We start from the raw sequence: 14,643 nt of genomic DNA, 5'->3' as shown, positions 1-14,643 counted from the left end.
AACGAGGATCCGTCAAGACAGTAAACCGGATCCTCATTCCGTTAATAAATGGGTTATTCAACAACAGGGGGCGAAATGTATGCTAATTATTATGTGATTTTTAATGTTATCCCCCAAAACTGAACCCGTTACGTTAAGCCATGTATTTGGTCATGCTTAAAACCTACAAAATAGGAAATAGTAACAGTGAGGTGATATCATGCTGTTATCTATACTAACAGAGGGTTACATCAGATTTGGTTTATCCGTAATTGTTGCGGTTATTCTAGTAGTTATCATAATTCGCTTCAGGGCTAAAAAGAACCCTGTTAAAAGTTCGCTCGATATATTAAAAGAACGATATGACAGAGGTGAAATAACTGAAGAGGAATATCAGGATGCCCGTAAAAAGCAGAAAAATGAATAAAAGCCTGTCACGCTTCGGTTAATCTTTGAGCCAAGGCGTGACAGGTTTTATTTATCTGCTTTCCAGCAGCAGTTCTCTAATTTCATCTGATTTTCCTTGATTAAACAGGTCGACAATTTTACTTCCAATGACAACACCGTCACAAGCAGCAGCCAGTTCGAGTGCTTTTTCAGAGTTGGAGACACCAAATCCCGCTAGGACTGGGCTTTCTGTTGATTTTTTCAGCTTCTGTAAATAGGTTTTTACTTTGCTATCATGTGTTGTTCTTGCCCCTGTCGTTCCAGTAACAGAAACAGCATAGAGAAATCCTTCCGTACGTTGCGTGATTTTTTCAATTCGTTCCGGAGGACTTGTCATAGCAACCAGGCGGATACATGAAACAGAATATTTCTTTAAATAATCAATTATGATGGTTTCTTCTTCTAACGGCAGGTCTGGAATTATAACACCGTTAACACCAGCGCTTGCACAATCTTTAGCGAAATTTTCAACACCATAAGCATAGATAGGATTCAAATAAGTCATGAGAATAACGGGAATTGATCGTCTTTCACGAAAACGTTGCAGTGTTTCCAGGACGCTGGTAAGCGTTGTTCCATTTTCAAGTGCTCGATTTCCGGCATCTTGAATAGTAGGTCCATCTGCTACCGGGTCTGAGAAGGGAATCCCAAGTTCAACAGCTGCTGCACCACATTCCTGCAGAAAATTCAATCGATCTTCCAATATATCCAGTCCGCCATCGCCAGCCATTATATATGGGATTAATATATTTTCGTCTGCTTCCTGTTTTTCTTTTAAAGCTAAATCTAACGCTTGGTTACTCATTTGGATTACCTCCCAGTACATCTTTTACTGATTCAACATCCTTGTCGCCACGACCGGATAAACAAATAACAATCGACTCTGATGCTTCCATCTCTTTTGCAAGTTTCATGGCAAATGCAACAGCGTGGGCGCTTTCCAAAGCAGGGATGATTCCTTCTGTTTGGGATAGGAACTTAAATGCGTCAATTGCTTCCTGGTCCGTAATGGATGTATAGGTCACTCGGTCTGATTGGTGGAGGTGGCTGTGTTCTGGACCAACTCCTGGGTAATCAAGTCCGGCAGAAATCGAATGTGCTTCTTCTATTTGGCCATGTTCGTCCTGAAGCAAGTGGGACATAGTTCCGTGCAGTATACCAATACTTCCTGCAGTCAGTGTTGCAGCATGTTTGTTTGTTTCAATCCCACTTCCCCCTGCTTCAACCCCATACATCTTGACATTTTCATCCTGAATAAATGGATAGAACATTCCCATTGCGTTGCTTCCTCCGCCAACACAGGCAATAACTGCATCAGGTAGAGAGCCTGTTTCCGCATGGTACTGTTGTTTTGATTCCTCGCCGATAACAGACTGGAAATCACGGACGATTTTCGGAAAAGGGTGTGGCCCCACGACGGAACCGATAATATAGTGCGTATCTTCAACATGACTTACCCAGTAGCGTAATGCTTCATTAACAGCATCTTTTAGTGTTCCGCTTCCTTGTGATACACTTTCGACTTTAGCGCCAAGCAATTCCATCCGGAAGACATTCAGTTTTTGCCGCTTAATGTCTTCTGCACCCATGAATACAACACATTCAAGGCCAAGTAGTGCACAAACTGTAGCGGTAGCAACACCATGCTGGCCGGCACCGGTTTCTGCGACAACTTTCTTTTTTCCCATTCGAAGGGTTAATAACGCTTGACCGACAGTGTTATTAATTTTATGTGCGCCTGTATGGTTAAGGTCTTCGCGTTTTAGATAAATAGAAGGTCCGCCTAATTTATTGGATAAATTTTGGGCATGATAAAGCGGCGTTTCACGTCCCACATAATTTTTGGAATAGTAATCTAGTTCTTTTAAAAAAGCAGGGTCCTTTATTGCTTCTTCATAGGACTCTTCCAATTCAAGAAGTGCTGGCATTAATAACTCAGGAACAAATCTCCCGCCGTAATTGCCGTATCTTCCTTTTTCATCTGGCATTGTATATGTTGTCATTGTTTTCATCCTTTCGCATTCCTAATAAATTGGTTTATTTTGGCTAAATCCTTCTCTCCATCTGTTTCAACTCCACTTGATACGTCCACACCTGCAGGGTTTGCAGTTGTAATTGCTGACTGCACATTTTCTGGGGTAAGTCCACCTGCTAAAATAATTTTCGATAGGTTCAGGTCTTGTAATAGATTCCAGTCAAATGTTGTTCCATTACCGCCACGGTTTGGCCCTTTTGGACTGTCAACCAGATAATAATCACTTGGATATGATTGCATGGCATTTTTTTGTTCCGTAATCATCGGAAATGCTTTAATTACTGTATATGGGAGCTTTGCAGCAAACTCAGCTGTCTCATCACCATGGAGCTGTATAACATCTAACCCTACTTGCTCGGCTGTCTGTAAAATATTTCTTTCTGACTCGTTTACAAATACACCAACTTTTTTAACAGAAGAAGGGATAGCAGCACTAATCTGTGCAGCCTTTTCTGGTGTGATTTGTCGTTTACTTGATGCAAAAACAAATCCGATAAAATCAGCACCAGCGTTAACAACCTCTTTGGCAGCTTCTACAGTTTTTATACCACAGATTTTAACGAGCATTTGGTATACCTCCCTTTGTTATGGGGATTTTCAAATCGTTGAAAAGTGCTGCTATGTTATTGGAACGCATTAATGTTTCACCGACGAGTATGCCGTTCACATCCTCTTTGCCGACTTGAATGACATCATCGCGGGATTTAATACCACTTTCACTAATCAGTATTGTATTTGGATTGTTCACCATCGATGCCAGTTGCTCTGTAGCAGACAAATCAACTTCAAAGGTTTTTAAATTTCGATTATTAATCCCAATAATGGTTGCCCCGAGTTCGAGGGCTCTTGTCATTTCGTTCTCATCATGAACTTCACAAAGCACCTCAAGCCCTTGATGTGTTGCATATTCAAATAGTTCATGAAGCTTATTATCTGAGAGTGCAGCGACGATTAAGAGAATTATCGAAGCACCTGCAGCTTTTGCATGGTCAATTTGAATCGAATCAATCATAAAATCTTTACAAAGAATAGGAAGATCAACTGCCTCACGAACGTTTCGTAAATCTTCCATCGAACCGTTGAAAAATGTTTCATCGGTCAGGACAGAAATCGCGCCAGCACCACATGACTCATATAATTTTGCTTGTTTTACCGGATCAACCGCCATATCAATTTCACCTTTTGATGGGGAAGAGCGCTTAATTTCAGCGATAACATTCATTTGCTGTGTGTTATGAAAGGTATGTTCAATTTTCTTAATCGATTTGGCTCCATTCGAAAATTTAGGCAATGGCTCTTTTTTCAAAATCTCAACTTCTATTTCCTTTTGGCTAACAATTTTATCTAAAATAGTCATATTACATCGCCTCACTTGAAACTTTATTACTGTATTCCACTAGTCGTTGCAGTTTTTCCAATGCTGCTCCACTATCGATACTTTCCTTGGCTTTCGTAATACCTTCTTGAATGGATGATGCAGCACCATTTGCAAATATTCCAAGGCCGGCATTCAGAAGTATCGTATCGTAATAGGGACCTTGCTTTCCTTGTAAAACCTGCAGTAAAATTTTTGCGTTATCCTTTGCGTCTCCGCCACGGATTTGCTGATTATCATAGACAGGCAAGTTGACCTCAGATGGATGCAGTGTAAATGAAGTGATTTTTCCCTGATCCAGTAATGTGATATGGTTCTCACCAGCAAGTGATGCCTCATCCATATATCCAGCACCGTTTATCACAAGTGCGCGCTTTCTGCCTAATTTGTGTAGCGTTTCAGCAAGCATAGGCAGTATATCACGACGGTAAACGCCTAAAAGCTGTGAGTCTAAATCGACAGGATTTGTTAGTGGTCCAATTAGGTTAAAAATCGTTGGTATTCGTAAATCCTTGCGTACCTTCATGAATCGCTTCATTCCCTGATGAACATGTGGAGCGAATAAAAAGGCGATGTTGTTATCGTGCAGCATTTCCTCTACATGTTGTTTTGAAAAGGATAAAGAAACACCCAAATGTTCCAGTACGTCTGCGCTTCCTGTTTTACTTGTAATACTGCGATTACCATGCTTGGCGATTGTCACACCAGCACCGGCAATCACAAACGCTGCGGTCGTACTAATGTTAAAGCTGTATGAGCGGTCACCACCTGTACCGCAATTATCCATTACATTAGGCAGACTATCTGTATTTTGGTTTGACTCGGAACGAACAACTTCAACAAGACCAGCAATTTCCTCTGGTGTTTCCCCTTTAGCTCGTAATGCTGTTAAGAACGAAGCGAGTTCACTCTCGCTAACTTCATTTGAGAAACAGTATGCTGTGGCATCTTTCATTTCCTCCCGATTAAGGTTTTCTTTATTCAATAATTTTTCAAGATAGTTTTTCATGACGAAACTCCTTTCCGATTATTTCTAAAAAGTTTTGAATCATCTTCATACCAGTTAATGTGCCGATTGATTCAGGGTGAAACTGTATGCCATAGACTGGGTACTGTCTGTGTTTAATCGCCATAATTTCGTTATCCTCTAAAGACTTGGCAACGACCTCTAATTCGTCTGGTAATGTTTGTTGGTTGATTACCAGCGAATGGTAACGCATTACTTCAAGCGGCTGTGTCAAATAATTAAACAATCCGTCGCCATTATGTGTAATTAAGGATGTTTTGCCATGTTTGATTGTGCTTGCCTGTTTAATTGCGGCACCTAAAGCATGTGCGATTACTTGATGCCCTAAGCAAATACCAAGAATCGGTGTGTTTTTATGAAACTCTTTTACAACCTCTGTACAGATTCCAGCATCTTCGGGTACTCCGGGGCCAGGGGATATAATGATAACTTCCGGATTCATTTCAGAGATTTCTTCAATGGTAATCTGATCATTCCGACAAACTTTTACCTCAGCACCTTGGCTGGCAAAGTAATGGAAAATGTTATAGGTAAATGAATCATAGTTATCAATTAGTAAAATCATAATTCGTCACCTCCATTAATGATCTTGCTTTATGCAATGTTTCGTTATACTCGGTCTCAGGATCTGAGTCATAAACAATACCAGCACCGGCCTGCAGGTAGGCGTAATTATTTTTTACAACCAATGATCGGATGGTTAGGGCAATGTTCATGTCATAATTAAAGCTGATGTAACCAACACCGCCTGCATATACACCGCGCTTTAAAGTTTCTAAGTCATTAATTATCTGCATCGCCCGGATTTTTGGTGCCCCGGAAACTGTTCCAGCAGGCAAGCAGGATATCAAAGCATCAATACTTGAAAAACGGGAAGTTAATTTGCCGTGTACTTCAGAAACCATGTGCATAACATGCTGATACTTTTCTACAGTCATGTAAGTTGGTACAGAAATACTATTAATTTCACAAACTCGCCCAAGATCATTGCGGCTTAAATCAACTAACATCCGATGTTCGGAAATTTCCTTTTCGTCAGCAAGAAGTTCCTTGGTCAGTTCTTTGTCTTCAGCTTTTGTTCTGCCACGAGGGCGTGTTCCAGCGATTGGGTTTGTAATAATGTCCTGACCAGTTGTTTCAATAAGACTTTCCGGCGATGCTCCCAAAACGACATAATCATCAAAGTCGATGTAGAACATGTAAGGCGACGGGTTAGTCTTTCTCAACTTTCGGTAAAACGAAAACGGATCACCATGTATGGTAGCCTTCATTCGTTGTGATAAGACAACTTGAAAGATATCGCCCTGGTTTATATGTTCTTTAGCAATTTCGACATTACGCATAAATGTTTCTTTATCCATTTCAGGTTCGAATATGATCTCTCCCTCAGTTGCTGGATCTGTTGTTTGATTTTGTAGTAACGCCTTTTTTAATTCCTCTAGACGTTCATCTAATACAGATTCAGGCTGCTGTTCAAGGTTTGTGGCGACTAAGTAAACCGATTCATCGCTGTGGTCAAAAATAATAACATTCTTATAAAGCATTAAATGAATATCTGGCATTTCAATAGCATCAGGTAAATCATCGCCAATGTTTTCATAGGAACGGATTGAATCATATCCGATGTAACCTACAGCACCTCCGAAAAATGGAAACGGCAGATCCACATCCATTTTGGGCAACTGTTGTTTTAAAACGGATAAAGGATTTTCTGTTTGTTGTTCCTTTTTTTCCTGCCCATGATTGAAAATAGATGTTTCGTTTCCTTCTCCGATGATTTCCTGGTAAGGATCTGTACCAATAAAGGAATATTTACCTTTCTCCTCATGTTGGAATGAACTCTCTAAAAGAAATTTCTTCGTTCCATGAAGGTTTTTGTATATTCCAATTGGGGTTAATGTGTCGGCGTTTTGTTTAATAAACTTGTAATCGAGTGTTTGTGTTTTTGTATCCATTCGTAAAACTCCTTTCCAGTTTTTATGAAATAAAAAATCCCCTGCAAAACACATATGGAATGTGCTTGCAGAGGACGATTGTGACCGCGGTGCCACCTCTATTGGAGATTGTAATGATTTCTCCATCTCATTCGGATACGGGAAAAACTTAATATCCTATCCGTGTAACGGCGGAGCTCCGTGTTTCCCTACTGCCATTCAGGAAACCTCTCGTAAGTCCATTCGGCTATTTTTCACGTACCGGTATCTCACCACCACCGGTTCTCTTGAACGCTGCAAAAAGCTTACTCCTCTTACTCGACGATTTATTATATATAGTTTTTTGAATACAAAAAGGTCCCCCATCCGAAAAGGACGAGGAACCGTGGTACCACCTTTATTAGCTGAAAAATCAGCTCTCTTTGGCAATATCAAGTAATGAATTACTTAATATTTGTCTCGTATAACGATGAGACATGGTCGCCAAAGCCTACTGACTTACAAGTTTCGGTTTGGAAGCTCAGAAGTCCATTCATCTATACGCGCACACTGACTTACACCAGCCGTCAGCTCTCTAAAGTGTTCATACAGATTACTAATCTTCGTCATTGCTAAGTCGATTTAAATTGTTGTTACTAATCATAGGGGAGTTTGTTGCTAATGTCAAGGTATTTTTTAAAATTTGGCTATTTATTTAGTAGAATTAATTGAGACTGATTTCCGACTTCAGTAGAACCGCTTGGAATTAGGCTTTTGGCCTTCAACTTATGGTTCGGTTGGTTCTTTTTTTATTTCCAATTCAATTCTTCTCCTGAAAGACGAGCAAATTTTTCTACTATATCTTTAAGGTGTTGATAGTCCAATGACGGAAGGTTCTCTATATCTACAGCTTCCAAAATGTATTTATTGAATTGCCATACTTCTTTTTGTATAGACGCCTCACTAACAAGAGCAATCTTATATAACGCATCTATAATGCTATATACAACCGAAATGTCATCTTTTCCGTAATGCTTAATTTGGTAAAAACTTTTATATAAATAGTCTCGGAATTTCTTTTGCTGCATAATTAATCGTAAATCTCCATCTGAATCGGAATAATACGTAACAGGACGGTAATTGCCAGCTAATTCCGTAAGCAAGCCACTAATGCGGTGAATACAGTTAATTGCCGTGTTCGGGTCATTCATACCGGTCGACAGTGCTTTTACAGCAATCTCCACTAACTTTTCTATCGAAAATCCAATATCCTGAAGATCCGTACGTTCATTGCCGATTACCAAAAAACGGTCGTGTTCGGCTAATTTATCGTTTCTGTTCCCTAAAGACCAAAAATAAAAAACCGACATTCCTTTAGGTACATAATCACCGACTTGAAAAGTTGCCTCTAACACCATGTCATTGTTAGTAGCCCATTTAATAAGGTAATTATAATTCACTTGTTGAATATAGCCCGAACGCCTGGCATTAATCATTTGTCTATCTTTTTCTCTTATGTTTTCAATCTGCGAATGGTCCCAATGCTGATGTTCTCCATAGGTTCTTTCTGAAAAGGTTTCTTTTATTAATTCCGATGTTTTGTTACGTATGACGCCAATAAGGAAGTTCACTTGCGCCCAACGTGCCGAAAAATGGATGAATAAAATAAAAAAGCCAAGCGAAATAATCATAATAATAACGGTGAAAAAGGGGCTAAGTAAGTCTTTTTGGTTTGTCTCTGTTAATAACCATAAATTAATCAGTACAAAAATAAATCCAAACGTGTAAACACCTAACACGTGTTGTGTGATTTTGCTTTGCATAAAGTCCTGAAGTGCTCGAGGCGAAAACTGGGATGAATACGTCGTTAACATCACCATAATCGTCGAGAAACTTATCGTCGTCATAGTAAGCATAGCTGTGATTAAAGCAGAATAAAGCTGCTTGGCTATACTTTGACCTGTAAGTAAAATGTTCGGAATGCCGCTGGATATTTTAGGTACTAACCAAACATCCGAGGCTGTTATTACAGCTGCTGCAATTATTGAACATAACCCATATACAATGGGAAGAAACCAAAAACTATCGCGAGAGATTGTCCACAATTTGGTTTGGTTCATTCCAACCCTCTTTTCTAAACAATAATCACCATGTACCCTGATTAAGCAATAACAAAACTAAAGACGCATCTACAACAAATAATGATCTAATTGAAAATGCCCCTTTTTACATGAGGTGTTCCATGTTTTAACAAAATGCCCCGTTCGTATTGAGAAACACCTTTATTGTCATTGATCGCCTTCGTTTACATATTTCATCCTCCGTCAGTTTCAAGATACAATCTGGGTAGATTAACATCTCACTTCACTCGATGTTCTAAGTATTTGAGTGAAAACGTAAACTTATTCAAACAACTACCTGATTGGAAAAAGCAACAACCTTATGGAGAGCCTCGAAATCAACCATGATAACGATGGTTAATAAGGCTTGAGGCGGATACATGAAATTCAGAAATGAACTATACTATTAGTTAGTGAGAGTCTAGGGGAGGAATTTTAATGGAGAAAGTAATTGGCGAGAACTGGAGTCTTGATTCCCTGTATGCAGGTGGAAAGGAATCAAGTGAATTAAATGGATTAATTTCGCAGTTAAAGCATGAAATGAAGGGACTTCAGGAAATTGTTCAAACGTTTGATCAATTTTCCTCTGAGCAAGATTTAATTGATCTTTTGCAACAAATCCAGGAGTTCAAGCAAGCGTCTTTTGAACTGGATGAATTTATGGTTTGTCTCTATTCGGTAAATGTTGATGATCCAGATGTATCTAAATTAGTGGATGAAAGCGCAAAGCTTCATGCTGATTATGAATCACTAAAAATTGATTTAGACGAAATCTTGGCTGGAATTTCAGAAGCCAAATGGAAAAATTTAATGAATCACGACGAAGTGAAAGAATATCAATTTTACTTAGAAGAACGAAAGCAAAAAATGGACGATAAGTTGCCAATAGAAATGGAAAAAATGATAAACAAGCTTTCCGTCAATGGGTTTATTGGCTGGGAAGATTATTATGAACAAATGATGGGTGCTCTGCGATTCCCTGTTGAAAAAGACGGTAAGCAAGAGGAAATCTCGTTTGGACAAGCGGGAAGATACCTGTTTTCAAGTGATCGATCTGTACGGCAAAATATAGCGCGAAATATCGTTGAGGTATGTGCGGAACGGGCAGAATCCTTTGCAACAGTTTTAAACAGGATTAATGGTTTCAGGCTTGATGTCTATAATCAACGTGGCTGGGACAATGTGCTAAAGGAAGCGATGGAAGAGAATCGAATTAATGAACAAACAGTACAAACAATGGTATCAGCAATAAATGACAAAAGAGAAGTCGCTCATACTTTTTTTAAGCGGAAGGCTCAAGTAATGGAGCTTGAAAAACTAGCCTGGTATGACATGGATACACCAAGCTTTACATCGGATAAGAAAATTTCTTATCAGGAAGCTGCCGATATTATTATTACCCAGTTTCAAAAGTTCAGCGACAAGCTTGGCAAGTTTGCTGAAAAGGCATTTCAAGAAGGCTGGATTGAAGCTGAAGATCGTAAAGGTAAAACGCATGGCGGGTTTTGTGCCTTTATGCCACTGAAAAAAGAAAGTCGGATATTCCTAACATTCACAGGTAGCTATCAGGACGTTGTGACCATTGCCCACGAGCTTGGACATGCTTACCATAACTATATTTTGCAGGATGAGCCTGCTTTTACACAGGAAATAAGCACAAGTGTTGCGGAAACCGCATCTACCTTTGCGGAAAACCTAGTACTGGATGCTGCTATTGAGCATGCATCAAGTGAAGAAGATAAATTGTCGCTACTGGAAGTGAAGATTTTAAATGGATTAAAATATCAGGTTACTGTACCAACTATGTTTGAATTTGAACAAAAGTTATATGAGAGAAGAAAAAAAGGGCCACTGACAGCAAATGAAATTTCAAATTTAATGGATGGCATGATAAAGAAAATTTATGGCGATGCTTTGGATGAAAATAATAAGTATTTGTGGATGACCATACCTCACTTTTTTCATACAGATTTAGCTTTCTACAACATCCCATATACCATAGGTTATTTATTCAGTAATGGTATCTACGCCATGGCAAAAGAACAAGGTAAACAATTTCCGGAACAATACGATGCCTTGCTGCAGAACTCTGGAAAAATGACAGTAGAGGATTTAGCAAGTCGTTTCCTCAACAAGGATATTGAAGAGAAGGAATTTTGGGAAGCATCTCTGGAACCAACTATTGAAGCGATAAACGAATATATGAAGCTAACAAAGAAGATGATATAAATTTTTAAAAAACGGACAGTAAAATAGGGCGCTGTTCGTTTTTTTATTTTTCTTCTGTTTCAAACAACCCTTTTTGTGCTATTTTAGATATATATGATTTTTTTCAAGGGAGTTCTGATGATGACGAAGAAAAAAGTTGGTATTATATTTGGCGGAAAGTCGGCTGAACATGAAGTATCATTACAATCAGCTAAAAATATTGTTGATGCAATTGATAAAAATAAATATGATGTTGTTCTTATCGGGATTGATAAACAAGGTAAATGGCATATAAATGATCAATCTTCCTACTTAATTAATGCTGAAAACCCAAAATTAATTCAATTAAACAAATCAAACGATACGATAGCAATAGTGCCCGGTGAAACCGATAATCAAATGATACATGCAGCAAATGCAGGTGCGCTGGACCAGCTTGATGTTGTGTTCCCAATTGTACATGGCACATTAGGAGAAGATGGCAGTTTACAAGGAATGATGCGGATTGCAAATCTCCCATATGTCGGTTCGAACGTCTTGGGGTCATCTGTGTGCATGGATAAAGATGTCGCGAAACGTTTGCTAAAAGAAGCGGGTATTAATGTTGCAAATGGCTTAGCATTTTCAAGTGCAAAAAAAGATAAGATTAATTACGACGAAATAAAAGAGCAAATTGGAACGCCAATGTTCATAAAGCCAGCAAATCAAGGATCTTCAGTTGGAGTTAGTAAAGTATCGACAAAGGAAGAATTTTATAAAGCGGTTAGCGAGGCATTTCAATATGACCATAAACTTATTGTCGAAGAAAGTCTGGTAGGGCGTGAAATAGAATGTGCTGTATTAGGGAATGAACATCCTAAAGCATCAGTGCTAGGTGAAATTTTGCCACAAACGGAATTTTACTCCTATGAGTCAAAGTATATTGATGAAAGCGGAGCAAAGCTGGAAATACCAGCAGATCTATCAGACGAAATGGTTGCAAAAGTGCAGAAGGCAGCTGTTGAAGTGTTTGAAACACTTGAGTGTGAAGGCTTAGCCCGTGTTGATTTCTTTTTAACTGAGGACGGAGAAGTGTATGTAAACGAGGTTAACACATTACCTGGATTCACTCGAATTAGCATGTATCCTAAGCTGTGGGAAATCAGTGGGGTTTCCTATCCGGAATTGATTACTCAATTGATCGAGCTAGCTATTGATCGTCATCAGAAAAACAGTATGCTGAAAAGCGCTGTTTGGGATGAGGAATAAGGAAAAGGATTGGCCGCTGGGGTTACAGTTGTAACTCTAGCGGTCTTTATTAATTTGCTGTAGATCAACAGAAGAGGGCGAGTATCAACAGAAGAGCGGAAACATCGACAGAAGAGGGCGAACATCAACAGAAGAGAGCGAACATCAACAGAAGAGGGCGAACATCGACAGAAGAACGAGAAACATCGACAGAAGAGCGGAAACATCAACAGACACCGCAATACATCACAAAAAAGGGTGTCATATTAAGCTATGCTTACATGACACCCTTTTCTATTATCCTTTAAACGTTGAGAATTTCTCGCTAACTGGTACTCTACCTTTTTTAATAGGCTTTTCATCAAAGTACCCAAGATGGATGAACCCTACTATTTTCTCATCCTCACCAGCATCGAGGATTTCTTTTACTTTTGGATCATAAATGTGTGGATTGGTTTTCCATACGACACCAAGCTGTTGTTCCCAGGCAAGCAGCCAAAAGTTTTGAATCATGGATGCTGTTGCTCCAAAGTTTTCATCCCATTGCTTCTGATTATCGGGTACATCCATCACAACTATTAGGAATGCATTCGGTTCATTCAAATACTCTCTACGATTTTCCTGCTTTTCTTCTGGATATGTGGCAGCAACTTTTTCTGCAAATGTTTCTTTTTGCTCTGGCCCAACAAAAATAAAGCGCCATGGCTGTCGGTTACCGTGAGTTGGGGCCCATGTTGCATCATCTAATAAGTTCATCACCGTTTCTTCTGTTACAGGTTTATCATTATAGCCTTTTTTAACAGCACGGCGTTCACGGATAATTGTTGCAAGTGCTGTTGATTTTCTTGTTTGTTCCATTTGATGTCCTCCTCGTTGTTCCCTCTATAAATCTATATGTGCCTGACTGATAATTATTTTCAACTAAATTGTAGTCGATGAGACAGTAAAAATCAATGGACTAAAAAAACATAGTGATGTGTGATGTTTATCACATTACTTCATTTTGATATTGGTTACACTGTAGGCAAGACTTAATTTAAATAATGAAAGGTTGTGTCAGAATGCAACTTATAACAGTAGACCATGAGATAACGAAGCCTGTTGAGGGGAAAAAGGTTTTTGATGAGGATAACCGTGAGATTATGCACATCAAATTAAAAGCTGGTGAAGAAATTAAAGAGCACGATTCACCGAAACACGTGTTTATATTTGTTAAAAAAGGTGAGGTTGAATTCACGCTTAACAATGAGGGTTATATGATTAATCAGGAAACGATACTGCGTATGGAACCATATGAGCGCCATGCATTAAAAGCTCTAAGTGACGTCGCCATCCTTGTTATGAAATGCTAGTTTAATTAGGATTAAGGCCTTTGGCAGGTTGGGGTGAAAAGATGCTGGATGTACAGTTGGAAGGGAAAAGAGCTATTATTGATCTACGTGAGCGAATTCTAAACGGAGAACATCCGCGTAACGAGGTGTTCAATTATGTAAAACAAGCCCCTCTTGGGATGATAATTGAGGTACACGTACCACATGAAGCGCAGCCTCTAGTCGGGGGACTGGAGAGTTTTGGTTTAAATGTGATTACTGATCAGCTAGAGATTGGACATTATCGATTAATGACAGTAAAGTTAGGTTAAATACAATGTAGAGGCAGTTATCTTATGAAGGAGATAGTTGCTTTCATAAGATACGAGGAGGGTACAACATGGATAAATTTATGGAACGAGCAGTGGAGTTAGCTTCAGATAATGTTCGTAATGGTGGTGAACCTTTTGGTGCAGTCCTGGTGAAAAACAATAACCTGGTTGAAGAAGGGGTCAATGAATTACATAAACGCTTTGATATTACTGCTCATGCAGAGATTCAAGCAATGCGAAAAGCCCAGAAGAAGATGCATACGCATGTTTTACAGGGCTATACAATGTACGCGAGCGGAGAGCCGTGTCCGATGTGCATGACAGCAATGTATTATGCTGGGATTGAAACAATATATTATTGTGCCACAGCTGAGGATGCTGTTGAAGCAGGGTTAGGAAAGTCGGAGTTTGTTTATAAAGAGTTAAAAAAACCAAAGGCTGAACGTCAAATTCGTATGGTGCATATGCCCTTAGAAGAAGCGCAGGAAAATCCGATGAAATTGTATCAAGAAGACGACAAAGCGTAATTTGCCACCGCAGCATTACATCCGTATGATAAAAGAAAGATTAACCAAAGGAGGACCTACCCGACAATGAAGTAAACCCACGTTTTTTCCAATGAAGTTTGAAAAAATTCAAACGAGCGTTTCTGTCTGAATGAAACGAATGG

At 39.2% G+C, this 14,643-nt stretch carries 15 protein-coding genes and 2 other annotated features; of the genes, 6 read left to right on the top strand and 9 right to left on the bottom strand.

Translation table 11 applies throughout. The features are described 5' to 3' along the window. Positions 1–199: 199 nt before the first annotated feature. A complete protein-coding gene (locus J2Z82_RS07275) occupies positions 200–406 on the top strand; it encodes an SHOCT domain-containing protein (protein ID WP_209480121.1) in 207 nt (68 codons plus the stop codon). 51 nt (positions 407–457) lie between these two features. Here the strand turns inward: J2Z82_RS07275 and trpA are convergent, their stop codons facing one another. From trpA to J2Z82_RS07235, 8 genes are all read right to left on the bottom strand, one after another. Continuing rightward, entirely contained in the window at positions 458–1,231 is a 774-nt protein-coding gene (trpA, locus tag J2Z82_RS07270) for a tryptophan synthase subunit alpha (protein ID WP_209480120.1), read from the bottom strand. After that, on the bottom strand, positions 1,224–2,429 hold the full coding sequence (gene trpB, locus J2Z82_RS07265) for a tryptophan synthase subunit beta (RefSeq protein ID WP_209480119.1): 1,206 nt from the start codon (positions 2,427–2,429) through the stop codon (positions 1,224–1,226). Before trpB ends, trpA begins: the two co-directional genes overlap by 8 nt. Before the next feature lie 5 nt (positions 2,430–2,434). Further along, positions 2,435–3,028, bottom strand: a complete 594-nt coding sequence (locus tag J2Z82_RS07260; RefSeq protein WP_209480118.1) for a phosphoribosylanthranilate isomerase — start codon at positions 3,026–3,028, stop codon at positions 2,435–2,437. Continuing rightward, on the bottom strand, positions 3,018–3,818 hold the full coding sequence (trpC, locus tag J2Z82_RS07255) for an indole-3-glycerol phosphate synthase TrpC (protein ID WP_209480117.1): 801 nt from the start codon (positions 3,816–3,818) through the stop codon (positions 3,018–3,020). The genes J2Z82_RS07260 and trpC overlap by 11 nt, the downstream gene beginning before the upstream one ends. Before the next feature lies 1 nt (position 3,819). Beyond that, complete coding sequence (trpD, locus tag J2Z82_RS07250; protein ID WP_209480116.1) at positions 3,820–4,845, bottom strand: anthranilate phosphoribosyltransferase; 1,026 nt, start codon at positions 4,843–4,845, stop codon at positions 3,820–3,822. Continuing rightward, a complete protein-coding gene (locus tag J2Z82_RS07245) occupies positions 4,829–5,428 on the bottom strand; it encodes an anthranilate synthase component II (RefSeq protein WP_209480115.1) in 600 nt (199 codons plus the stop codon). The genes trpD and J2Z82_RS07245 overlap by 17 nt, the downstream gene beginning before the upstream one ends. Then, positions 5,412–6,818: an anthranilate synthase component I gene (gene trpE, locus J2Z82_RS07240; protein ID WP_245251184.1), complete on the bottom strand. Its 1,407-nt coding sequence runs from the start codon at positions 6,816–6,818 to the stop codon at positions 5,412–5,414. Before trpE ends, J2Z82_RS07245 begins: the two co-directional genes overlap by 17 nt. Before the next feature lie 67 nt (positions 6,819–6,885). Beyond that, positions 6,886–7,128: a binding site (T-box leader), on the bottom strand. Positions 7,129–7,165: 37 nt separating this feature from the next. After that, positions 7,166–7,415, bottom strand: a binding site (T-box leader). Positions 7,416–7,585: 170 nt separating this feature from the next. Then, positions 7,586–8,896, bottom strand: coding sequence for a DUF2254 domain-containing protein (locus J2Z82_RS07235; protein ID WP_209480113.1), 1,311 nt, complete (start codon positions 8,894–8,896; stop codon positions 7,586–7,588). A gap of 438 nt (positions 8,897–9,334) precedes the next feature. On the opposite strand from J2Z82_RS07235, the gene J2Z82_RS07230 reads away from it, so the two are divergent. Further along, on the top strand, positions 9,335–11,125 hold the full coding sequence (locus J2Z82_RS07230; RefSeq protein WP_209480112.1) for a M3 family oligoendopeptidase: 1,791 nt from the start codon (positions 9,335–9,337) through the stop codon (positions 11,123–11,125). Between the two features lie 120 nt (positions 11,126–11,245). After that, positions 11,246–12,352, top strand: a complete 1,107-nt coding sequence (gene ddlA, locus J2Z82_RS07225) for a D-alanine--D-alanine ligase (RefSeq protein WP_209480111.1) — start codon at positions 11,246–11,248, stop codon at positions 12,350–12,352. Between the two features lie 276 nt (positions 12,353–12,628). Here the strand turns inward: ddlA and J2Z82_RS07220 are convergent, their stop codons facing one another. Then, positions 12,629–13,189 carry a nitroreductase family protein gene (locus tag J2Z82_RS07220; RefSeq protein WP_209480110.1) on the bottom strand — a complete coding sequence of 187 codons (561 nt, stop codon included), beginning with the start codon at positions 13,187–13,189 and terminating at the stop codon, positions 12,629–12,631. A gap of 203 nt (positions 13,190–13,392) precedes the next feature. On the opposite strand from J2Z82_RS07220, the gene J2Z82_RS07215 reads away from it, so the two are divergent. The 3 genes from J2Z82_RS07215 (at position 13,393) to J2Z82_RS07205 (ending at position 14,500) form a co-directional block, all read left to right on the top strand. Then, the gene (locus tag J2Z82_RS07215; RefSeq protein WP_209480109.1) at positions 13,393–13,683 is read left to right on the top strand and encodes a cupin domain-containing protein; all 291 of its coding nucleotides are present in this window, start codon (positions 13,393–13,395) and stop codon (positions 13,681–13,683) included. Positions 13,684–13,703: 20 nt separating this feature from the next. Further along, positions 13,704–13,973, top strand: coding sequence for an amino acid decarboxylase (locus J2Z82_RS07210; protein WP_245251182.1), 270 nt, complete (start codon positions 13,704–13,706; stop codon positions 13,971–13,973). A gap of 68 nt (positions 13,974–14,041) precedes the next feature. Beyond that, positions 14,042–14,500 (top strand): nucleoside deaminase, encoded by a 459-nt coding sequence (locus J2Z82_RS07205; RefSeq protein ID WP_209480108.1) that lies wholly within the window; start codon positions 14,042–14,044, stop codon positions 14,498–14,500. Positions 14,501–14,643 lie beyond the last annotated feature (143 nt).

The organism is Virgibacillus litoralis, from assembly GCF_017873675.1.
GTDB lineage: Bacteria > Bacillota > Bacilli > Bacillales > Amphibacillaceae > Lentibacillus > Lentibacillus litoralis.
This window is presented reverse-complemented; position numbering and strand designations above follow the sequence as displayed.

Excerpts from the sequence above, each read along its gene's own strand:
- J2Z82_RS07275 (WP_209480121.1), top strand. The coding sequence starts at position 200 with ATGCTGTTATCTATACTAACAGAGGGTTACATCAGATTTGGTTTATCC.
- trpA (WP_209480120.1), bottom strand. The coding sequence starts at position 1,231 with ATGAGTAACCAAGCGTTAGATTTAGCTTTAAAAGAAAAACAGGAAGCA.
- trpB (WP_209480119.1), bottom strand. The coding sequence starts at position 2,429 with ATGACAACATATACAATGCCAGATGAAAAAGGAAGATACGGCAATTAC.
- J2Z82_RS07260 (WP_209480118.1), bottom strand. The coding sequence starts at position 3,028 with ATGCTCGTTAAAATCTGTGGTATAAAAACTGTAGAAGCTGCCAAAGAG.
- trpC (WP_209480117.1), bottom strand. The coding sequence starts at position 3,818 with ATGACTATTTTAGATAAAATTGTTAGCCAAAAGGAAATAGAAGTTGAG.
- trpD (WP_209480116.1), bottom strand. The coding sequence starts at position 4,845 with ATGAAAAACTATCTTGAAAAATTATTGAATAAAGAAAACCTTAATCGG.
- J2Z82_RS07245 (WP_209480115.1), bottom strand. The coding sequence starts at position 5,428 with ATGATTTTACTAATTGATAACTATGATTCATTTACCTATAACATTTTC.
- trpE (WP_245251184.1), bottom strand. The coding sequence starts at position 6,818 with ATGGATACAAAAACACAAACACTCGATTACAAGTTTATTAAACAAAAC.
- J2Z82_RS07235 (WP_209480113.1), bottom strand. The coding sequence starts at position 8,896 with ATGAACCAAACCAAATTGTGGACAATCTCTCGCGATAGTTTTTGGTTT.
- J2Z82_RS07230 (WP_209480112.1), top strand. The coding sequence starts at position 9,335 with ATGGAGAAAGTAATTGGCGAGAACTGGAGTCTTGATTCCCTGTATGCA.
- ddlA (WP_209480111.1), top strand. The coding sequence starts at position 11,246 with ATGACGAAGAAAAAAGTTGGTATTATATTTGGCGGAAAGTCGGCTGAA.
- J2Z82_RS07220 (WP_209480110.1), bottom strand. The coding sequence starts at position 13,189 with ATGGAACAAACAAGAAAATCAACAGCACTTGCAACAATTATCCGTGAA.
- J2Z82_RS07215 (WP_209480109.1), top strand. The coding sequence starts at position 13,393 with ATGCAACTTATAACAGTAGACCATGAGATAACGAAGCCTGTTGAGGGG.
- J2Z82_RS07205 (WP_209480108.1), top strand. The coding sequence starts at position 14,042 with ATGGATAAATTTATGGAACGAGCAGTGGAGTTAGCTTCAGATAATGTT.